Genomic DNA, 19,415 nt, shown 5'->3' on the forward strand with positions numbered 1-19,415 from the left:
CCGGTCAGCGCGCGCCGCTCACGGCCGCGATCGCGTCGGACATGATCTCCAGGCCGCGATCGATCTCGGCATCCGAGACGGTCAGCGGCGGTGCGATCCGGAAGACGCCGCCCATGCCGGGCAGCTTGACGATGTTCATGCTGAGACCTTGGCGCATGGCTTCCGCCATGATGCCGGCCCCAAGCTCGAAGCCCGGCGCCTTGGTCTGACGATCGGCGACGATCTCGAGCCCGAGCAGCAGCCCTCGGCCACGCACGTCCCCGACGCATTCGAACCTCTGCTGAAGAGCGAGCAGGCCACTGCGCAGCCTCTCGCCGCGCGCTACCGCCTGCTCGACCAGCCCGTCCCGCTCGACCACGTCGAGGACCGTCACGCCCACGGCGGCCGGCAAAGGATCCGAGACATGCGTGGTATAGAAGAGGAAACCGCGCTCGCGCGCCTTCTGCTCGATGGCCTCCGTTGTCATCACAGCCGCGAGCGGCAGCCCGGCGCCGAGGGTCTTCGACAGCGTCAGGATGTCGGGCGTCACGCCGTCGCGCTGGAAGGCGAACATGTCGCCGGTCCGGGCGATGCCCGTCTGCGCCTCGTCGAGGATCAGCAGCATGCCGCGCTCCTCGCATTTGCGCTTCAGCGCCGCGAGATAGCCGGGCGGAAGCTCCAGGATGCCGCCGCTCGACAGGATCGGCTCGGCGATGAAGGCTGCGAGGTTGCCGGTCGACTGGCTGTCGACCAGCGCGAAGGCGTCGTCGAGCTCGGCCTGCCAGTCGTTGGTGCCGTCCGGTCGAGCAAAGCGCGGCCGATAGGAGTTCGGAGCGGGGATGACGAAGGAGCCGACGGCGGCAGGCCCATAGCCCCTCCGCCCGGCGCTGTAGGTCGCCGAGGCGGCCGCGCCGGTCATGCCGTGCCAGCTCTGCGCGAAGGCGACGATCTCGTGCCCGCCGGTCACGAGCTTCGCCATCCGGATGGCCGCCTCGTTCGATTCGCCGCCCGTGGTCAGCAACTGCACGCGGTCGAGCCCCGGGGCGAGAGCGGCAAGACGCGAAGCGAGATCGACGACGGGTCGCGACAGCATCCCGCTGAAGAGGTGGGCGACCGACCGCATCTGCCGATCGACGGTCGCGACGATATCGGGATGGCTGTGGCCGAGGACGGCGCTCATCTGGCCGGAGGTGAAATCCAGGATGCCGCGGCCATCGGCGTCGTAGACGAGGCTGCCCTCGGCCCGCTCGACGATGATCGATTCGAAATCGGGCCCATAGCGCGTCAGATGCTTGTTCGCGGCAGCCCAGAAGGCGGGATCGGCGTTCAGCGACATGGAGACCACCTCGGAAGCAGGAGTTTCCGATGGGTAATCGCGCTTGCTGCGCTGCGCAAATTGATATTATTTCAAGCCGATATTGATTAAGTTGATACCATGCGCACGCTCGACCTCGCCCTGCTCCGCAACTTCGTCGTCGTCGCGCGCACCGGCTCGATCAGCATCGCCTCCTCGCAGGTCGGGCGTACACAATCGGCCCTGAGCATGCAGATGCAGCGCCTCGAGACGTTGATCGACCAACCCCTGCTGCACCGGACGGGATCGGGGGTGCGGCTGACGACAGCCGGCGAAAAGCTGCTGGCGCATGCCGAGTCTCTCCTCGCTCGCCATGACGAGATTCTGGCCGAGATGCGCGGGACCGGGCTCAAGGGCTCGGTGAGCCTCGGCTGCCCGGAGGATTACTCGATCGCATTCCTGCCGGAGCTGCTGAGGGGCTTCTGCGCTCTTCATCCCGAGGTCGAGCTGCGCATGGTTTGCGCGCCGACGTCGGAGTTGCGCCCGCTGCTGCATCGGCGACAGCTCGAGATGGCGCTGGTCTCTCTGCCGGACCCGTCCGGCGGCGAGGTCGTCCGGCGGGAAAGTTTCGTCTGGGTCGCGAACGAGGCCGAGCCGGCGATCCTGGCCCAGCCCAGCCTGCCCCTGGCGCTGTCCGCGCCCATGACCCTGGACTACCGGGCGGCCTGCGATGCGATGGACGCGATCGATCGCCGTTACCGGATCGCCTTCGCCAGCAACAGCCTCGCCGGTCTGATCGCGATCGCCCGTTCGGGGCACGCGATCAGCGTGCTCACCCGGATGGCGGTTCCTCCCGATCTCCACATCCTTTCCGCCGGCCTGCCGCCGCTTCCCGAGATCGGGATTGCGCTGGAGTTCGGCGAATTACGGCCTTCGGCCGCCACGAGGGCGTTGGGGGACCATATCCGCCTCGTGCTGCCGACGCTGGCGCAGCCGGAGCCCTTCCCGCCCGAGCCGTGAGGAGGCCGTTTTCGGTCTCCCCGCGCCGAGCGCCCCTCGACGCGCGGTTGCGAGACGGCATGGACCTTGCCGAGTTCAGGGCGTGGCAAGCGCGCTGCGCAGCGTAGGCTTGAGCTTGTCAGCCACGACTTGTGACGACAATCCCTGCGCAGTAAAAGCGCTCAGCGGGCATCTGTCGAAGCAGCATCTCGTCGGGTAGCAAAGTATGGGAAGTCCAAAATCATGATCATCGACGGTAGGAATGGCGCTTCCGGCGGGATGGACGAGGCCGCTCGGCCCGGACTTCTCAACCGCCGCTCGTTTTTGGTCGGCTCGACCGCGGGTCTCGGTGCGCTGGGGCTGGGCGGCTGCGTGACGTCCGACGGCATGAGCCTCGCCGAGGCGCAGAAGCTCTACGGGCCGGTGCCCGAGGAGAAATTCCCGATCCCGGCGGCCGATGTCAGCAAGGTCGATCCGAAGTATTTCCGCCGGACCGTCCGTTACGAGACCAAGGAAGCGCCCGGTACGATCATCGTCGATCCCGGCAACTACTATGTCTACCGCATCGAGGGCGACGGAAACGCCACCCGCTACGGCGCCAATGTCGGCCGTGACGGCTTCCGCTGGAGCGGCGACGCCTATGTCGGGCGCAAATCCGAATGGGCGACCTGGACTCCGCCGAAGGAGATGATCAAGCGGCAGCCCGAGGCGGCGAAATGGGCCCGCGGCATGCCCGGCGGCCTCGACAACCCGCTCGGCGCCCGGACGCTCCATCTCTACCAGAACGGCGCCTACACGCTCTACACGATCTATGCGTCCAGCGATCCGGAAACGATCGGCTCGGGCGTCACGAGTGGCTGCGTCGGCCTGCTCAGCCAGGACATGATCCACCTGTATTCGCAAACGCCGGTCAAGACGAAGGTGGTCGTCCTGCCGGCATAGGCAGCCCCGCTCTCTGCGTTGACTGCATCGCCGCCCATTGCCCATATGGAAAAGGCCCGCCGTCTCCGGCGGGCCTTTTCTGTTCAGCAGCGGTAGCGACCGCTCAGATGTCTCGTTCGCCCTGCAGCGCGGCGATCGGCGCGGAGCCCAGACCATCCTTGTTGTAGATGTCGTCGCGGAACTGCACCCCGCCATCGGGCGTCGCCCAGGCGGTGACATAGACCCAGTAGCACGGCACCGGATTGCTGATGCGGGCGTTGACGCGCTCGCCAGAAGCGATGACCTGGTCGATCCGGGCGCGGTCCCAGCCGGGCGTTTCCTTGAGCAGCCAGGCGATATAGTCGCGCACGTTCTGGACGCGCATGCAGCCCGAGGAGACGAAGCGGAAATCGTCGCCGAAGATGCCCTTGGCCGGGGTGTCGTGCATGTAGACGCCGTGCGGGCTGGGGATGTTGATGCGCACGAAGCCGAGCGAGTTGAACTCGCCGCCGGGGTCCTGCCGGAAGGTGTAGCGGGTCGCCTCGTCGGAGTTCCAGTTGATGCGCTCGGGCGCAATCTCGCCAGCGGGACCGATGATACGGATCTTGTTCTCGGTGAGGTAGCTCGGCTCCTTCCTCATCTTCGGGATGAGGTCCTTCTTGATGATCGAGGCCGGCACCGTCCAGGTCGGATTGAAATTGACCTCGGGGATCTTGGTCGAGAGCAGCGGCGACTGGCGGTCGATCTTGCCGACGCCAGCGGCGTGACGGGTCGCGACGACGCCGTTCTCGACGGTCTCGACCGTCGCGGCGGGAATGTTGGCGACGACATGGCGCTGACCGAGATTGCCCGAGAGCGAGCGCAAGCGCACGACATTGGTCTCGAGCTGGCGGATGCGGCGCTCGATCGGCACGTTCAGCGCGGCGACGGTGGCGCGGTTGATCGCGCCCGTGGTGGAGAGGCCGACACGAGCCTGGAAATTCCGGACGCCGGCTTCGACATAGGAGTCGTAGACATTGCTGTTGCCGGCATTGGCGTCGAGATCGCCCGTGATGATCAGGCGCTGGCGCAGGGCGACGACGCCCGGACCGCGCGAGCCGACGCCCATCTTCTCGCCGAGCTGGACCGGCTGCCAGCCGCCGCGGGCCGCGAGGTCACGATAGGCGATGATCGCCTGCTCGGTCGCCTGGAGGGACTCGGGCGAGATCATCGGCGTATGGGAGCGGGCAACCGCGTTGCGAGCGCCCGAATCATAGCTCTGGCGCCACTCCGCCTGCTGGGCGAAGGCCGGCGCGGCCGTGGTCGCAGCGGCGCCCGAAAGCAGCGCCAAAACTGTTTCGCGGCGGGTCAGGCTCTTCGTCGACATCGCTTCCCTCTTTGAACTCGTCCATCTCGCCCGGGCGCCAAGAAGCGCCGCAAGAATACCTGCCCCCGCTGCGCGGAGGACCTCGTATCCAGACGACGCTGCCGTAGCACAGTTAACGTCGCGTGATGAGAGCGGCGAATTTAGGGCATGGCCATGTCTCGACACATGCATGGCGAAGCGAGCCGGGCGCTGTTGCAGCGCGGACACGGCGAAGCCCCCGGCGGCGGGCCGGGAGCTTCGAAGGACGGCTGGAGGCGCCAGATCCGGGCTGAAGCGCCGGTTTCAAAGCTTGTAGCGGATCTGGTCGGTCCAGAAGCGCTCGAGGCGCAGCAGGGCGTTGTTCATCCGCTCGAAGTCGTCGGAGGCGATGCCGCCGATCTGTTCGACCGTGCGAACGTGCTTGTCGTAGACGCCCTTCACGAGATTGTGCACTTCGGCGCCCTTCTCGGTCAGGCTGATGCGCACCGAGCGGCGGTCGATCCGCGAGCGGGCATGGTGGAGATAGCCGAGCTCGACCAGCTTCTTGACGTTGTAGGAGACGTTCGAGCCGAGATAGTAGCCGCGCGTCCGCAGTTCGCTGGCGCTGAGCTCGGCATCGCCGATGTTGTAGAGCAGCAGGGCCTGGACGCTGTTGACGTCGTCGCGGCCGCGCCGCTCGAACTCGTCCTTGATGACGTCGAGGAGGCGGCGATGCAGCCGCTCGACGAGAGTGAGTGACTCCAGGTAGAGAGGCTTGACCTTCAGATCAGCTTCTTCAGACCTTTCGACGACCGAAGTCTTGACGCTCGATTTCATGGTATATCCCGCCTGTTGACTGCCGGTCAGGATTGATCTCCCGATCCGCTTCTGAGAAACACCATAGGCGACGCGGATGAAAACGAGTTTAAATATCAGGATGAATCGGAGATTTACCCCTTTGGGTGAATCCAAAATGAAGCCAGAAACGCTTAAGCTAAAGCGTTTATTACCGTGGCTCGACGCAATCGATCGACATTTCGGATCAGGAGCCTTCGTTCTCCGCCGCCCAGGTCGCTAGGAAATAGGCGAGGATCGCGGCGACATAGCTGCCGACCAGCCAGGGCGCCATCGGCAGCAGGCGCGGGAAGAAGAAGGCGAGCAGGAGCTGGCTGATCGCCGCCAGAAGCCAGAGCACGCCGCCCCAGGTCGAGGTCAGCCAGAGGCCGACGGCGGCGACGAGGTCGATCACCGCGAAATAGACCGTGATCGCCTGGAAGCTGAGCAACCTGGCCTCGAAGGGCGGCTGGCTCTCTCCGCCGACGCCGAAGATCACGGCCCAGGCGAGCAGGCCCTTGGCGAGCCAGAGCACCGAGAGGATGCGCAGCATCCAGACCAGGACAGTCCGCCAGCGCCGCGACGCCGTTTCGACCCCGCCGCCAGAACTGTCCTCCGCCCGGGTGCCGCGCAGGGCGTCTCCATCTCCGCCAAGACCCAAGCTCAGGCCTCCAGCGCCAGTTCGGCCACGCCGAGCGGCGCGAAATAGGCCTCGATCGCTGCAGGATCGAGCGCACCGATCGAGTCCGGCCGCCATTTCGGGGCCTGGTCCTTGTCGATGACGACGGCCCGCACGCCCTCGTAGAAGTCATGGCCATGGGCGATGCGCGAGACGATCCGGAATTCGGTGCGCATCGCCTCGGCGAAATCCATGCCGGCGCCGCGGCGCATCTGCTCGAAGGCGATGGCGACGCTCGTCGGCGACTTCACGGCCAGCGTCCGGCGCAGCTTGCCGGCGAATTCGCTGCCGGCCGCCGCGGCATGGTCGAGCCGAGCGAAAATCTCGGGCAGGCTCGCCGCGCCGAAGCATTCCGCGATCGTCGCGCGCTCGCTCGCGAGCTTCGCCGGGCCGGGATCATGGCTGAAGCCGGCCAGGATATCGTCCAGCGCATCGGGGTGCGTCAGGGCGTCCGCCAGTTCCGCCATTCGGGCGCTCGGCACGGCATGGGTGGCGAGCCCGATCGCCAACGCATCGGCGGCGCCGACGCGGTCTCCGGTCATGGCGAGATAGGTCCCGGCTGCTCCGGGCAGGCGCGGCAGCGCATAGGTCGCGCCGACATCGGGGAAGAAGCCGATGCCGACCTCGGGCATGGCGAAGAGATAGCGGTCGCCGGCGATGCGGTGGCTGCCATGCAGCGAGATCCCGACGCCGCCGCCCATGACGATGCCGTCGACCAGCGCGACATAGGGCTTGGGATAGCGCTTGATATGGGCGTTGAGGATGTATTCCTCGCCCCAGAAGGCGAGCATCTCGTCATGGCGGCCGGCCTTACCGAGATCGTGCAGCGCGCGGATGTCGCCGCCGGCGCAGAAGGCCTTCTCGCTGGTGCTGGTGACGACGATGCGCTCGACCCGCGGGTCCTTCTCCCATGCGGCAAGGGCCCGGGCGAGTTCGCGCACCATGAGCAGGTTCAGGGCGTTCAGGGCTTTGGGCCGGTCGAGGATGACCATGCCGGCGGCTCCGCGCACCTCGCAAACAATCTCCGGATTCTGCGACATGCGCCTTCTGTCTCCGCGGTTTCGCTCCGGTTCTGGTCCGGGGCGTCGATGGTTGTCAACGCGGCGGCGACCGGCTGCGCCGCTTCAGCGGGAGCAGGCATGCGACCACACGCCCTTTTTTGGAACCGTTCCGATGTGCTAAGAGCCAGCTTCCGGGTAGCCAAGTCCCGGCATTGCCGGCAGCGGAGGCACCATTGGACACCCGGAACGTGCGGCCCTTCCCCGCCCCGCAGGCACGCCAGGATGTGAACGCCCCATCGCTCGGGCTGACCCGGCGCATGCGCCGCAACCGCAAGGCGGAATGGTCGCGGCGGCTGGTGCGCGAAACCAGGCTTTCCACGGACGACCTCATCTGGCCGCTGTTCCTGATGGATTCGGCCGAGGCGCGCACGCCCGTCGCCTGGATGCCGGGTGTCGACCGGCTCAACATCGACGAGGCGGTGCGCCAGAGCGCGCATGCCGCCTCGCTCGGCATCCCCGCGATCGCGCCCTTCCCCTTCGTCGAGAAGTCGCTGCGCGATCCGACCGGCTCGGAGGCGCTGAACGCGCGCAACCTGATGTGCCGGGCGGTCCGAGCGATCAAGGCCGAGGTGCCGCAGATCGGCATCATCTGCGACGCCGCGCTCGACCCCTACACCTCCCACGGCCATGACGGGGTGATGGAGGGCGAGCGCATCCTCAACGACGCCAGCGTCGCGATCCTCGTCCAGCAGGCGCTGGCGCTGGCCGATGCGGGCGCGGACGTCATCGCGCCCTCCGACATGATGGATGGCCGCGTCGCGGCTATCCGGGACGCGCTCGACGGCTCGGGCCATGAGGACGTGCAGATCATGGCCTATGCGGCGAAATACGCCTCGGCCTTCTACGGCCCGTTCCGCGACGCGATCGGCACCAACGCGACGCTGGTCGGCGACAAGCGCACCTATCAGATGGATCCGGCCAATTCGGACGAGGCCATCGCCGAGGTCGGGCTCGACCTCGAAGAGGGCGCCGACATGGTGATGATCAAGCCCGGCCTGCCGTATCTCGACGTCGTCGCGCGGGTGAAGGACCATTTCCGGGTGCCGACCTTCGCCTATCAAGTGTCCGGCGAATACGCGATGATCGTCGCCGCCGCCCGCAATGGCTGGCTCGACGGCGACCGGGCGATGATGGAGAGCCTGACCGCCTTCAAGCGCGCCGGCGCCGACGGCGTGCTGACCTATTTCGCTCCGCAGGTGGCTCAGGCGCTGAAGGCCGCGGGCTGAGTTTTCCCGGCTCGAACGAGGCCGCTTGCCTCGACGGCTCCAACAGGCTTACGCCGTGCCGGAATATCGATACGGTTTCACCATGATCACAGATGAGAGCCAGCGCTTCCTGGCGTTGCTCAGAGCCGACCTGCTGACAGCGATGCGCGAGCGCAAGGCTGCCGAAGTCACGGCCCTGCGCGAGCTGATCGCCGCGATCGAAAATGCCCAGGCTGTTCCGGTCGGTGACCGGCACAGCACCTATGTATTTCATGCTTTTGGCGACGGGGCTTCCGAAGTCCCGCGCAGGGTGCTGGGCAAGGACGAGCTGCGCGGTGTGGTCGAAACCGAAATTCGCAGCCGGAGCGACGCGGCGGATGACTATCGCCGTCTCGGGCATGGCGACAAGGCTCAGGATATGTCTCATGGGGCGCTGATCCTGGGTCGCTATCTCGATCCGCCCGACTTGAGTTGACCGCGGATACTCGCTGCGGAGTCATGTTTTAAACGGCGTCGGCAGGAGCTACCGTCGCGCCACATGCGTCCTCTCCTGCCGACGATTCTGCTCGTGCTCGCGCTCGCTTCCTGCGGCGAGAGCTTCGACACGGACCAGCAGCGGCTCTGCCGGCAGGCGATTCCGGCGCTGAATGCGCCGGGCACGCCGATCACGATCGAGGGCGTCGAAGACGGGCCGCGCGCCAACATTCTGCGCATCCTCTACAGCGTGCCAGCGGGGGGCGGGGCCGTGCAACGGAGGCGCATCGACTGCCTGTTCGCCGGCGAGGGCCAGAGTCTGCAGCGCGGCGCGCTGATCGGCATCGCCAGCGACGGCCGCCCGATGAGCGATGCCAGCTTCTACCTGCTGCGGCGCTTCTATCTGGAGAATCGCGAGGAACCGCCGCCCGATCCCGGCGCCGCCCGCACCGAGGCGCTTCCGGAATTGTCGGCCGGCCTCGCCTATGGCCTCCAGCAAGGGCTGAGCGCCCTGCCCTCCGCCGCGATCTACGCACTGCTCGCCTGCGCCTATGCGCTGATCTACGGGCTGACCGGGCGCATCATCCTGAGCTTCGGCGAGTTCGCGGCGCTGGGAGCCCTGTCCGCGGTGGTCGGCGCCGCGCTGCTGTTTTCGCTCGCCGCCTCGACCCCGGCCTCGGGGCTGGTCGTCGCCTTCCTCGTGGCGATCCTGGCCTGCGCCCTCCACGGCTTCGCGATGGGCCGCTTCGTGCTGGGCCCGCTCGACCATGCCTTTGACCCGCTGGGCCAGGGGCGGCAGGCGCCGATCCGACAGGCTTCTCTTGGGCGGGCTTCTCTTGGGCAGGCTCCCGGCCAGCAGGTGCTGATCGCGACGATCGGGCTTTCCATCGCGCTATCGGAATATCTGCGGCTGGCGCAGGGGGCGGGGCTGCGCTGGCTGCCTCCGGTCTTCAACGAGCCGATGGCTCTGGCGCGGGCGGGCAACTTCATCGTGACGGTGACGCCGTTGGGTCTCACTGTGGCCGCGATGGGGTTTGCAGTCACGCTCGGCCTCGTGCGGATGATCGCCCGCTCGGCCTATGGCCGGCAATGGCGCGCCGTCTCGGACGATGCGCGGACCGCAGCGCTGTTCGGCGTCGATGCGCGGGCAGTCCATGACCGGGCCCTGATCCTCGCCTGCGCGGCAAGCGGCATGGCGGGCGTGATCGTCACCGCCGTCTATGGCGGCATGGGTTTCGCAGGCGGCTTCTCGCTGGGGCTGAAGGCGCTGGTCGGCTCGATCCTGGGCGGTATCGGCTCACCGGCCGGGGCGGCGCTTGGCGGGCTTTGCATCGCGCTGTTCGAAGTGCTGTGGTCATCGACCATGCCGCTCGAACAGCGCGACATCGCCGTCTATGCCCTGCTCGCCGCGGTGCTGATCCTGCGGCCCGGCGGCTTCTTCGGCGATGGTGCGCTGGCGCCGCGCCAAGTCTGACGAACACAAGTCTGAGAACCGATCAATGGAAATCTGGCCATGAGCGAGCCCTTCGTGATCACCCCCGCGGATGTCGAGGAGGCGGCGCGGCGCATCGAGGGCCATGTCCTGCGCACGCCGCTGGTGCCGGCACCGCGGCTCTCCGAGCTGACCGGCGCGACCGTTCTGGTGAAGCACGAGAACATGCAGGCGACGGCTTCCTTCAAGGAGCGCGGCGCGGTCAACAAGCTGCTGACGCTGAGCGAGGACGAGCGCGAGCGCGGCGTCATCGCGATGTCGGCCGGCAACCACGCCCAGGCCGTCGCCTATCACGCCCGCCGCTTCGGCATCCCCGCGACGATCGTGATGCCCGAGACGACGCCGCTGGTGAAGGTCGAGAACACCCGCTCCCATGGCGCCCGCGTCGTGCTGCACGGCGAGACGCTCTACGAATCCGCTCAAAGGGCGCGCGAACTGGCGCAGGCCGAGGAACTGGTCTTCGTCCACCCTTACGACGATCCCGCCGTGATGGCCGGCCAGGGCACGATCGCCCGCGAGATGCTCGACGACGAGCCCGACCTCGACGTGCTGATCATCCCGCTCGGCGGCGGCGGGCTGATGGCCGGCAATGCGGTCGCGGCCAAGGCGTTGAAGCCTGGCATCGAACTGATCGGCGTCGAGGCTGAACTCTACCCCTCCTTCTTCAACGCGATCAACGCTGATGACCTGCCGATCGGCGGGGCGACGCTGGCCGAGGGCATCGCCGTCAAGACCGTCGGCGTCCAGACGCTGCCGATCGTCTCCAGCCTCGTCTCCGACATCGTGCTCGTCGGCGAGGACCTGATCGAGCGGGCTGTCTATGCCTACGCCAGTCTCCAGCACAGCCTTGCGGAAGGCGCGGGAGCGGCCGGTCTCTCCGCGATGCTGAAGGAGCCCGGGCGCTATGCCGGGCGCAAGGTCGGCCTCGTGCTCTGCGGCGGCAACATCGACACACGGCTGCTCGCCGCCGTGATGGTGCGCGAGCTCGAGCGCGAGGACCGCATCGTCGCCTTCCGCCTGACCACCAGCGACCGGCCGGGGCTCCTCGGCAAGGTCGCGAGCCTCCTCGGCGAGCAGGGCGCCAACATCCTGGAGGTCAGCCATGGCCGGCTCTTCCTCGACGTCCCCGCCAAGGGCGTGACGCTCGACGTCACCGTCGAGACCCGCGGCAGCGCGCATTCGGCGGCGATCGAGGCGGCCTTGCGGGAAAGCGGCTTCGCGCCGCATCGCGTATTGCCGCGTGGTCTCACCGAGCGCAGTCTTGCGGAACCGGGACGCTGAACCGACATTATCGCTGCGCGGCCATTCCGGCCGCACGAATTGGAACCAGGGACAGATGACCGACACACGCTACAGCCGCCCCCCGATCGTCGCGGTCGGCGAGCGCCCCGTCCAGGACGTCAGCGGCGTGCTGGGCTCGCGAATCTTCGCCTGGATCGGCGATATCATCGTGCTCTTCATCCTGGGCTCGCTGGTCTGGTTCGCGCTGGCCCTGCTCGGCATCGTCACCTTCGGCGCGGCCTGGCTGCTGATCCCGATCGCAAGCGTGGCGACGGCGCTCGGCTATGCGGCGCTGACGATTGGCGGCCCGCGCCAGGCGACCTTCGGCATGCGAATGGCGGGGCTCAGGGTCGAGACCGCGACCGGCGGGCGCCCGGACGGACTGGCTGCGGCGGTTCACGCTCTGCTGTTCTATGTCGCGGCGGGCACGGTCGGGCTCTGGCTGCTCGACATCCTCTGCGGCCTCGTCCGCAGCGACCGGCGGCTGGGCCACGACCTGCTCACCGGGCTGGTGGTGGTGCGCGCCTGACATATCGCCGGCCAGTTGCCTCGCGTCACGCTTTCTGCCTTTTTAGCTGAAGCGATGCGAGACGGACGAAGCCGATGGCCGCCGAGCCGGATCAGCCGGAGAAGATCGACTCGACCTTCCGTAACGGCTCGCTGACGGCCGTCGGCATCATCCTCGGCTTCTCCCTGACCTTCCTCAGCCGCTGGGCCGCCAATCCGAATGCGTGGAGCCGTATCGACTTCATCCCGCTGATCCTGCTGGCCGCCGGCATCGGCATGCAGCTCAAGGCCTTCGCCAATCTCATGGGCCGGGATTCGCTGCTCGTGACACGCTACGACCGCACGCAGCGCCTCTTCATGACCGGGCTCATCGTGATGACGCTCGGCATCGCGGCGGCGCTCGCCAACGACATCTTCGGGCTCAGCAAGCAAAACATGTTCGGCTGATCCGGGCGACGCTTGTTGCCGGACCGGCGGGTGATACACTGAATATGCGAAGCGGTTTTCCGGAGCGAACCTGACGTGACGCGCCCGTTGCGGGATGCCCCGCAATTTTATCTGACGTCACCGACCGCGTGCCCCTACCTGCCCGGGCGCGAGGAGCGGAAGGTGTTCACCCATCTGGTCGGATCCCGCGCGCGCGACCTCAACGACGTGCTCAGCCAGGGCGGCTTCCGGCGCTCGCAGAGCATCGCCTATCGGCCGGCCTGCGAAACCTGCCGGGCCTGCGTCTCGGTCAGGGTCATCGTCGACGACTTCCGCCCGTCACGCGGCTTCCGGAAGGTGATGTCGCGCAATAGCGACCTGATCGGCGAGAGCCTGCCGCCGCGCCCCCGCTCCGAGCACTACTCTCTGTTCCGCTCCTATCTCGACCAGCGCCATCCCGATGGCGGCATGGCGACGATGTCGGCGCTCGATTTCGCGATGATGGTCGAGGACAGCCATGTCGAGACCTCGCTGATCGAGTATCGCCGCCGCGGGCCCGACAGCGGCTTCACCGGGCGCGGCCAGGGCGATCTCTATGCGATGGCGCTGACGGATACGCTCAGCGACGGGCTCTCGATGGTCTATTCGGTGTTCGATCCGGCGCTGGAGCAACGTTCGCTCGGCACCTTCATGGTGCTCGACCATATCGAACGGGCGCGCCGCCTGCGCCTGCCTTACGTCTATCTCGGCTACTGGGTCGATGGCTCGCCGAAGATGGCCTACAAGGAACGCTTCCTGCCGCAGGAGCGCCTGCTGCCGCAGGGCTGGGAGCGCGTCGGCTGACGCCTTCCCCCGGAACAATCCCCGTCCGCAGGCTCTCGCCGGGGTAAGACCCGCAACAGCTTTTGTTCATACCATTCCATGACAATGGTTGCGTGGCGGCGGTGCTGCGCCACATTTGTCGAGGCTTCTCGCAAGCCTGGCCCCGATCAGAAAGGCTTGGAGGGCGTCATGCTGCACTCCCTGTTCAAACTCGCTGCGGAGACCTCGTCGGATGCACGCCGGCGGCTTCTGCACGCGGTCACGGATCTGTTCTTCTACGATCCGGAGCCGACCGGGATGTCCAAGCACCATTATGGCGAGATTGCGCTGCGCGCCCTGCCGCATCTCGATGCCGAGGCGCGCCAAGGTTATGCCGACGAGGTCGCGGCCGAGCCGAACTTGCCACGCAGCGTCGCCAACGCGCTCGCCGGCGATCCCGAAAGCGAAGTGGCGCGCCTCGTCCTGCGCCTGTCGCCGGTCCTGACCGATCGCGACCTCGCCGCCATCGCGCTCAACCAGTCGCAGGAGCATCTCACAGCCATCGCAGAGCGCGTCCGGTTGTCGGAGAGCATCACCGACATCCTGGTCGAGCGCGGCGACAATGGCGTGCTGAAGACGGTCGGCGGCAACGAGGGCGCCGAATTCTCCGAGGAGGGCTTCGACCGCCTGCTGGAGCGTGGCCGCGAGGAACCCGCGATCCCGCGCACCGTCGCCGTCCGCTCCGATCTGACCGACGGCCGCGCCGAGCGCGTCATGCGCCTGCTGGCCGAACTCGGCGAGGACGATGTCGAACTGCGCCCCGAGAGCGAGGCGGCCACCATCGCCCGGCAGGCGCGCCAGCAGCGGCTGGAAGTCAGCCTGCTCCTGAAGGACCTCAAGGCGAAGACCCGCGTGATCGACGACGTGCTGATCATGCTCGCCAACGAGGACCGCGCCTATCACCTCGCCCAGGTCATCGCCCGCTCGTCGGATATCGGCGTCGAGCAGGCCTTGCGCGCCCTGCTGCGACGGGATGTCAGCGGCATAGCCCTGGCCTGCCGTGCGCTGGATGTCGGCTACCCGGCTTTCGCAGCGATCCTGGGCCTGCGCTCGCGGCGCCTGATGTTCGCCAACAAGGATACTGAGGAGGATCTGCGCCGCTACGCGCAGATCGACATGACGGCGGCGGAGCGCGGCATGCGCTTCATCCGCATGAAGGCCAGGGTCGCCTGACGGGCAAGGTCTCCCGGAAGACGTGGGCGGCAACCTGCGCCGGCTGGCATATCCGGAAGAAATTCTCTGGTTCACCCCGTCCGTCCAGGTTCATCTTAAGGTTCAGGCAAGCGCTATGCCGTAAGGCTAGTCTGATAGATTGCGCCTGGACCGCCTCATGTTCGACGAATTGACCCGGATGCCCGCAGAGATGTCGTCGGATTCCCGTCGACAGCTTCTCAACGCCGTCACCGACCTCTTTCTGCTGGACGAGACGCCGAGCGCGGAGTCCCAGGCGCATTACGGCGACATCGCCGTGAAATCGCTTCCACATCTCGAAACCGAGGATCGCCGCGATTATGCCGATCGCGTCGCCGCGACGCCGGCACTGCCACGCGACGTCGCCGTGACGCTGGCCACGGACTCCGACGCGGATGTCGCGCGTCTCGTCCTGAAGCTCTCGCCGGTGCTGACCGACACCGATCTGGCGGCCATCGCCGTCAGCCAGTCGCAGCGCCATCTCGTCGCGATCGCCGAACGCTCGCGGCTCTCCGAGAGCGTCACGGACATCCTCGTCGAGCGCGGCGACCGCGAAGTCCTGCACACGGTCAGCGCCAATGAAGGCGCGAGCCTGTCCGACAAGGGCTTCGACCGGCTGATCGAGCGCGGCGGCGCCGACGGCGAGATCGGCCTTGCGCTATCGACCCGCTCCAACCTCACGCCGAACCGGGCCGAGAGGGTGATGCGGATGGTCGAGCAACTCAGCGACGAAGGCGGGCTGTGGTCGAAAGCCAGCAGCGAAGCGGTCCACCTGGCCCGGCAGGCCCGGCAGCAGCGCCTCGAGATCAAGCTGCTGCTCGCCGACCTCACGGCCGGAGCGCGGCCACTGGACGAGATCGTGACCATGCTCGCCCACGAAGACCGCGCCTTTCATCTCGCATTGGTCTTCGCCCAGGTCGCCAGCCTGACGACCGACCAGGCTCTGCGCGTGCTGATGCAACGCGATGCCAGCGGCATCGCCGTCGCCTGCCGGGCGCTGGGCATCGGGACGGCGGCCTTCGAGGCCATCCTGACCCTGCGGGCGAGGCGGCTGATGTTCGCCAAGAACGCCACCAAGGACGATCTGCGCAGCTATGAGCGGCTCGATCCGGCCGTGGCCGAACGCACGATGCGTTTTCTGAAGCTCAAGACCAAGCTCGCCTGATCTTCCCGCGCCACAAATCCGCGACATTCGGGCGACCTCATGCTAGCCTGACCATGTGCGGTGTGTGCATGCCTTGCGCAAACCGGCGGCGAGGATGGCTTTCGACGTGAGATTTCCCCTTCTTTCCGGCGCAGTCTTTTCCTGTGCACTCGGCGCGGCAGCGCTGTTTTCGGGAAGTGCCAGCGCGCAGGCTTGGCTGCCCTTCACGGGCTTTGCGCCGCTGCCCTCTTTCGCCTGGTCGGAGCCTACGCTCGTTCCCAAATGGGACGGCTCCTACGCCCGGATCTCGACCGGCTTCCAGGTTTCCAGCTCCAAACGGCTCGGCGGCAATGCCGGGCCGACCTTCGGGCTCGAGGCGGGGACGATGCGGCAGGAGGGCAACTTCGTCTACGGCATCGTCGGCGCACTCGAATACGCGCCGGCGCTGGGCGGCTACGGCACGCCGGGCTTCGGCCAGACCGCCTATACGCGCGATTTTGCCGGCGCCTTCCAGATCAAGGCCGGCGTGCTCGTGACGCCAGATGTGCTGGTCTACGGCAAGGTCGGGATGGCCGCCGCCAATGAAACCTGGCGCTATGGCGCGACGCCGTGGTCCACGCCGTTCACGCGCAGCGATATACGGGTCCGGCCGGAGGCGCGCGCCGGCGTCGAATGGGCCGTGACCAACAACCTGACGCTCGGCCTCGAAGTCGGCGTCGTCGGCGAGGCGATCCGCTGAGAGATCGATTCAGGCGGTTGCGGGGGTGATTCCGCCGCAGCTTCCAAGGCTCTGGCAACACACAGCTTAATTGGTCCTGGCTTCTCAGCAGAGGGCGCGCGGAACCCCTCTCCTGTAAGGAGAGGGACAGGGGTGAGGTGTAGGCCCCTGGGCCAGCGGAGCGCTTGCCTGACAGCGAAACGGCCGTGAGGTCACGGTCGGTCGTCCAGCGGCCGACCCCTCACCATGCCCTCTCCCCATGGGAGAGGGTTCCCCGCGCCCTTAACGGCCCTCTCAAGCAAATCTGTTGTTCTTCGGGAAGCCCTTCGGCGGCAGGCGGCCGGATTCGCCGCGATGGCCGAGCCATTCCATCAGTTCGCTCTGTGCCACGGTCCAGGTCCGCCCGGAGGTGTCGCGCCAGGTCAGCCCGTCCGCCAGCTTGAAGGTCTTGGCGTCGGAGACGCCGCCATCCTTGTAGCGCTGCAGGCGGACGCCCTTGCCGCGACCCATCTCCGCGACCTCGGAAATCGGGAAGCAGTTGAGCTTGCGGTTCTCGCCGATGATCGCGACATGGTCGCCATCGGCAGGGGCCGCCAGCAGGGCGGTCACCGGCGCATCGACGTTGAGCACCTGCCTGCCCTTGCGGGTATTAGCGACGACATCATCCGTCGGCGCGACGAAGCCGCGCCCGTCGGAAGTCACCATCAGCAGCTTGAGGCCTGGCCGATAGGGGAAGGCGGAGACGATCTCGGCGGTCTCCTCCAGCTCGATCATCAGGCGGATCGGATCGCCGAAGCCCCGCCCGCCGGGAAGCTTCGAGGCCTCCAGCGTGAAGACCTTGCCGTTCGAGGCGAGCACCAGGAGCTTTGCCGTGGTCTCGGTGAAGAAGGCGGTCTTCAGCCCGTCATCGCCCTTGAAGGTCAGCGTCGACTGGTCCTGGACATGGCCCTTGAGCGCCCTGATCCAGCCCTTCTTGGAAATGACGACCGTCACCGGCTCGCGCTCGACCATGGCCTGCGTCAGGTCGATGTCGGTAGTGTCGGGCATGTCGGCGAAGGTGGTGCGCCGCTTGCCGATCTCCGTCTCCGGCCCAAAGAGCTTCTTCACCTCGCGGATGTCGTGCTGGATCAGCTTCCACTGCACCGGCTCGGACGCCAGCAGCTCCTCGATCTGGCCCTTTTCCGTGGTCAGCTCGTCGAGTTCGGTCTTGAGCGCCATTTCCTCGAGCTTGCGCAGCGCACGCAGGCGGGTGTCGAGGATGGCGTTGGCCTGGATTTCGGTCAGCTCGAAGAAGCGCATCAGCTCGATCTTCGGCTCGTCCTCCTCGCGGATGATCTTGATGACGCGATCGAGGTCGAGATAGACGATCAGCAGGCCGCGCAGGATTTCCAGCCGCTTCTCGATCTGCCCCAGCCGGAAGCGCGAGCGCCGCAGCAGCACGTCGCGGCGATGGTCGAGCCAAGCGCGCAGGGCCTCGTTCAGGCCGAGCACGCGCGGCACCAGCCCGCCGGTCAGCACGTTCATGTTCATCGAAATGCGCGATTCCAGCTCGGTCAGCCGGAAGAGCGATTCCATCATCAGCGCCGGATCGACATTGCGGGCGCGCGGCTCGATGACGATGCGGATATCCTCGGCCGATTCGTCGCGGATGTCGGCGACCAGCGGCAGCTTCTTCTCGTTCAGGAGTTCGGCGATCTTCTCGATCAGCCGGCCCTTCTGGACCATGTAGGGGATCTGGGTGACGACGACCTGCCAGGTGCCGCGGCCGAGATCCTCGGCCTCCCAGCGCGCCCGCGTGCGGAAGGCGCCGCGACCGGTGCGGTAGGTCTCGGCCATCGAGGCCCGGCTCTCGACGATGACGCCGCCGGTCGGAAAGTCCGGGCCCTGCACGAACGTCATCAGCTGCTCGGAGGAGGTCTCCGGGTGCTGGACCAGGTAGAGAGCGGCGTCGCAGAGCTCGGCGGCATTGTGCGGCGGGATCGAAGTCGCCATGCCGACCGCGATGCCCTGCGAGCCGTTGGCGAGCAGATTCGGGAAGGCGGCGGGGAGCACGATCGGCTCCTCGTCCTCGCCGTTATAGGTCTCGCGGAAATCGACCGCGTCCTCGTCGATGCCGTCGAGCAGGAGCCGCGCGACCTCGGTCATGCGGGCTTCGGTGTAGCGATAGGCGGCGGCGTTATCGCCGTCGATATTGCCGAAATTGCCCTGGCCGTCGACGAGCGGATAGCGCTGAGCGAAATCCTGCGCGAGGCGCACCAGCGCGTCGTAGACCGACTGGTCGCCATGCGGGTGGAACTTGCCGATGACGTCGCCGACGATGCGGGCGCATTTCTTGTGGACCTGGCCGGGATCGAGCCTGAGCAGGCGCATCGCATGCAGGATGCGACGGTGGACAGGTTTCAAACCGTCGCGCGCGTCCGGCAGCGCCCGGTGCATGATGGTGGAGAGCGCATAGGCGAGATAGCGCTCTTCGAGCGCCGATTTCAGATCGATGCGCTCGGATTCGTCCTCCGGCGGCGGATCGACCGGCTTACCCATTGCGTGCTTGCCCCGACTGTCATTTCGTTCGCGCCTCTATCGCACGGCGCGAATCGCCCGGCTAGAACGATGGCGGGCGATATCGCCCCATGCAATCGACGAGAATGCGCCCGGCACCGACGGAGAGCTGCATGACGAACTACAATCACAGCACGGACAAGGGCATCTGTTCCCTCACCGGAAAGCCCGTGCCGAAGCGCGAACTGGTCCATATCGATGCGCTGCGGCCGGCCCTGGCCGAGGCGATCCGCCAGGACCACCCTGGTTTGCCGGACCATGCGCTGATCGCGCAAGACCAGATCGCCGCCTATCGCCTGCGCTACGTCAACGCTCTGCTGGCGAGCGAACGCGGCGAAATCAGCGAGCTCGACCGGCAGGTGGCCGAAAGCCTCGCCCGCTCCGAGCTGATCACCAGCAACACCGACGACGACATCGACCGCGACCGCACCTTCGGCCAGCGCCTCGCCGACCATGTCGCGAGCTTCGG

Annotated in this window: 19 protein-coding genes; 12 read left to right on the top strand and 7 right to left on the bottom strand. The window is 67.0% G+C overall.

What is annotated here, in order from left to right:
- Positions 1 to 4: 4 nt before the first annotated feature.
- Positions 5 to 1,315: an aspartate aminotransferase family protein gene (locus AC1RMY_RS17940; RefSeq protein ID WP_492866789.1), complete on the bottom strand. Its 1,311-nt coding sequence runs from the start codon at positions 1,313 to 1,315 to the stop codon at positions 5 to 7.
- 99 nt (positions 1,316 to 1,414) lie between these two features.
- Here AC1RMY_RS17940 and AC1RMY_RS17945 point away from each other — a divergent pair, with 99 nt between their 5' ends.
- Both AC1RMY_RS17945 and AC1RMY_RS17950 read left to right on the top strand, forming a co-directional pair.
- The gene (locus AC1RMY_RS17945) at positions 1,415 to 2,293 is read left to right on the top strand and encodes a LysR substrate-binding domain-containing protein (protein ID WP_492866791.1); all 879 of its coding nucleotides are present in this window, start codon (positions 1,415 to 1,417) and stop codon (positions 2,291 to 2,293) included.
- Between the two features lie 222 nt (positions 2,294 to 2,515).
- Positions 2,516 to 3,214 (top strand): L,D-transpeptidase, encoded by a 699-nt coding sequence (locus tag AC1RMY_RS17950; protein ID WP_492866793.1) that lies wholly within the window; start codon positions 2,516 to 2,518, stop codon positions 3,212 to 3,214.
- A 103-nt stretch (positions 3,215 to 3,317) separates the two neighbouring features.
- On the opposite strand, the gene AC1RMY_RS17955 is transcribed toward AC1RMY_RS17950, so the two are convergent.
- From AC1RMY_RS17955 to AC1RMY_RS17970, 4 genes are all read right to left on the bottom strand, one after another.
- Positions 3,318 to 4,559 carry a L,D-transpeptidase family protein gene (locus tag AC1RMY_RS17955; protein ID WP_492866795.1) on the bottom strand — a complete coding sequence of 414 codons (1,242 nt, stop codon included), beginning with the start codon at positions 4,557 to 4,559 and terminating at the stop codon, positions 3,318 to 3,320.
- Positions 4,560 to 4,841: 282 nt separating this feature from the next.
- Positions 4,842 to 5,354, bottom strand: a complete 513-nt coding sequence (ldtR, locus tag AC1RMY_RS17960; RefSeq protein ID WP_492866796.1) for a transcriptional regulator LdtR — start codon at positions 5,352 to 5,354, stop codon at positions 4,842 to 4,844.
- 205 nt (positions 5,355 to 5,559) lie between these two features.
- Positions 5,560 to 6,012, bottom strand: coding sequence for a DUF6163 family protein (locus AC1RMY_RS17965; protein ID WP_492866798.1), 453 nt, complete (start codon positions 6,010 to 6,012; stop codon positions 5,560 to 5,562).
- Positions 6,013 to 6,014: 2 nt separating this feature from the next.
- On the bottom strand, positions 6,015 to 7,070 hold the full coding sequence (locus AC1RMY_RS17970; RefSeq protein ID WP_492866800.1) for an enoyl-CoA hydratase/isomerase family protein: 1,056 nt from the start codon (positions 7,068 to 7,070) through the stop codon (positions 6,015 to 6,017).
- A 278-nt stretch (positions 7,071 to 7,348) separates the two neighbouring features.
- On the opposite strand from AC1RMY_RS17970, the gene hemB reads away from it, so the two are divergent.
- The 10 genes from hemB (at position 7,349) to AC1RMY_RS18020 (ending at position 16,411) form a co-directional block, all read left to right on the top strand.
- Positions 7,349 to 8,317, top strand: coding sequence for a porphobilinogen synthase (gene hemB, locus AC1RMY_RS17975; RefSeq protein ID WP_492867189.1), 969 nt, complete (start codon positions 7,349 to 7,351; stop codon positions 8,315 to 8,317).
- Between the two features lie 82 nt (positions 8,318 to 8,399).
- Positions 8,400 to 8,771: a GatB/YqeY domain-containing protein gene (locus AC1RMY_RS17980; RefSeq protein WP_492866802.1), complete on the top strand. Its 372-nt coding sequence runs from the start codon at positions 8,400 to 8,402 to the stop codon at positions 8,769 to 8,771.
- Between the two features lie 63 nt (positions 8,772 to 8,834).
- On the top strand, positions 8,835 to 10,244 hold the full coding sequence (locus AC1RMY_RS17985) for a branched-chain amino acid ABC transporter permease (RefSeq protein ID WP_492866804.1): 1,410 nt from the start codon (positions 8,835 to 8,837) through the stop codon (positions 10,242 to 10,244).
- Between the two features lie 39 nt (positions 10,245 to 10,283).
- Positions 10,284 to 11,543, top strand: coding sequence for a threonine ammonia-lyase (locus AC1RMY_RS17990; RefSeq protein ID WP_492866806.1), 1,260 nt, complete (start codon positions 10,284 to 10,286; stop codon positions 11,541 to 11,543).
- A 55-nt stretch (positions 11,544 to 11,598) separates the two neighbouring features.
- On the top strand, positions 11,599 to 12,072 hold the full coding sequence (locus AC1RMY_RS17995; RefSeq protein WP_492866807.1) for an RDD family protein: 474 nt from the start codon (positions 11,599 to 11,601) through the stop codon (positions 12,070 to 12,072).
- Between the two features lie 74 nt (positions 12,073 to 12,146).
- Complete coding sequence (locus AC1RMY_RS18000; RefSeq protein WP_492866809.1) at positions 12,147 to 12,497, top strand: hypothetical protein; 351 nt, start codon at positions 12,147 to 12,149, stop codon at positions 12,495 to 12,497.
- Between the two features lie 75 nt (positions 12,498 to 12,572).
- Positions 12,573 to 13,319 carry an arginyltransferase gene (locus AC1RMY_RS18005; protein WP_492866810.1) on the top strand — a complete coding sequence of 249 codons (747 nt, stop codon included), beginning with the start codon at positions 12,573 to 12,575 and terminating at the stop codon, positions 13,317 to 13,319.
- A gap of 168 nt (positions 13,320 to 13,487) precedes the next feature.
- On the top strand, positions 13,488 to 14,510 hold the full coding sequence (locus tag AC1RMY_RS18010; protein WP_492866812.1) for a DUF2336 domain-containing protein: 1,023 nt from the start codon (positions 13,488 to 13,490) through the stop codon (positions 14,508 to 14,510).
- Between the two features lie 190 nt (positions 14,511 to 14,700).
- The gene (locus tag AC1RMY_RS18015; protein ID WP_492866813.1) at positions 14,701 to 15,693 is read left to right on the top strand and encodes a DUF2336 domain-containing protein; all 993 of its coding nucleotides are present in this window, start codon (positions 14,701 to 14,703) and stop codon (positions 15,691 to 15,693) included.
- 106 nt (positions 15,694 to 15,799) lie between these two features.
- Entirely contained in the window at positions 15,800 to 16,411 is a 612-nt protein-coding gene (locus AC1RMY_RS18020) for an outer membrane protein (RefSeq protein ID WP_492866814.1), read from the top strand.
- A gap of 273 nt (positions 16,412 to 16,684) precedes the next feature.
- Here AC1RMY_RS18020 and parC read toward each other — a convergent pair whose 3' ends face one another.
- Positions 16,685 to 18,928, bottom strand: coding sequence for a DNA topoisomerase IV subunit A (parC, locus tag AC1RMY_RS18025; RefSeq protein WP_492866816.1), 2,244 nt, complete (start codon positions 18,926 to 18,928; stop codon positions 16,685 to 16,687).
- Positions 18,874 to 19,401, bottom strand: coding sequence for a hypothetical protein (locus AC1RMY_RS18030; protein ID WP_492867214.1), 528 nt, complete (start codon positions 19,399 to 19,401; stop codon positions 18,874 to 18,876). Before AC1RMY_RS18030 ends, parC begins: the two co-directional genes overlap by 55 nt.
- Positions 19,402 to 19,415 lie beyond the last annotated feature (14 nt).

The organism is Allobosea sp. GW822-FHT03F07 (assembly GCF_058801345.1).

What these genes read in the sequence shown, in the direction of transcription:
- AC1RMY_RS17940 (WP_492866789.1), bottom strand. Translation starts at nt 1,315, where the DNA reads ATGTCGCTGAACGCCGATCCCGCCTTCTGGGCTGCCGCGAACAAGCAT.
- AC1RMY_RS17945 (WP_492866791.1), top strand. Translation starts at nt 1,415, where the DNA reads ATGCGCACGCTCGACCTCGCCCTGCTCCGCAACTTCGTCGTCGTCGCG.
- AC1RMY_RS17950 (WP_492866793.1), top strand. Translation starts at nt 2,516, where the DNA reads ATGATCATCGACGGTAGGAATGGCGCTTCCGGCGGGATGGACGAGGCC.
- AC1RMY_RS17955 (WP_492866795.1), bottom strand. Translation starts at nt 4,559, where the DNA reads ATGTCGACGAAGAGCCTGACCCGCCGCGAAACAGTTTTGGCGCTGCTT.
- ldtR (WP_492866796.1), bottom strand. Translation starts at nt 5,354, where the DNA reads ATGAAATCGAGCGTCAAGACTTCGGTCGTCGAAAGGTCTGAAGAAGCT.
- AC1RMY_RS17970 (WP_492866800.1), bottom strand. Translation starts at nt 7,070, where the DNA reads ATGTCGCAGAATCCGGAGATTGTTTGCGAGGTGCGCGGAGCCGCCGGC.
- hemB (WP_492867189.1), top strand. Translation starts at nt 7,349, where the DNA reads ATGCGCCGCAACCGCAAGGCGGAATGGTCGCGGCGGCTGGTGCGCGAA.
- AC1RMY_RS17980 (WP_492866802.1), top strand. Translation starts at nt 8,400, where the DNA reads ATGATCACAGATGAGAGCCAGCGCTTCCTGGCGTTGCTCAGAGCCGAC.
- AC1RMY_RS17985 (WP_492866804.1), top strand. Translation starts at nt 8,835, where the DNA reads ATGCGTCCTCTCCTGCCGACGATTCTGCTCGTGCTCGCGCTCGCTTCC.
- AC1RMY_RS17990 (WP_492866806.1), top strand. Translation starts at nt 10,284, where the DNA reads ATGAGCGAGCCCTTCGTGATCACCCCCGCGGATGTCGAGGAGGCGGCG.
- AC1RMY_RS17995 (WP_492866807.1), top strand. Translation starts at nt 11,599, where the DNA reads ATGACCGACACACGCTACAGCCGCCCCCCGATCGTCGCGGTCGGCGAG.
- AC1RMY_RS18000 (WP_492866809.1), top strand. Translation starts at nt 12,147, where the DNA reads ATGGCCGCCGAGCCGGATCAGCCGGAGAAGATCGACTCGACCTTCCGT.
- AC1RMY_RS18010 (WP_492866812.1), top strand. Translation starts at nt 13,488, where the DNA reads ATGCTGCACTCCCTGTTCAAACTCGCTGCGGAGACCTCGTCGGATGCA.
- AC1RMY_RS18015 (WP_492866813.1), top strand. Translation starts at nt 14,701, where the DNA reads ATGTCGTCGGATTCCCGTCGACAGCTTCTCAACGCCGTCACCGACCTC.
- parC (WP_492866816.1), bottom strand. Translation starts at nt 18,928, where the DNA reads ATGGGTAAGCCGGTCGATCCGCCGCCGGAGGACGAATCCGAGCGCATC.
- AC1RMY_RS18030 (WP_492867214.1), bottom strand. Translation starts at nt 19,401, where the DNA reads ATGGTCGGCGAGGCGCTGGCCGAAGGTGCGGTCGCGGTCGATGTCGTC.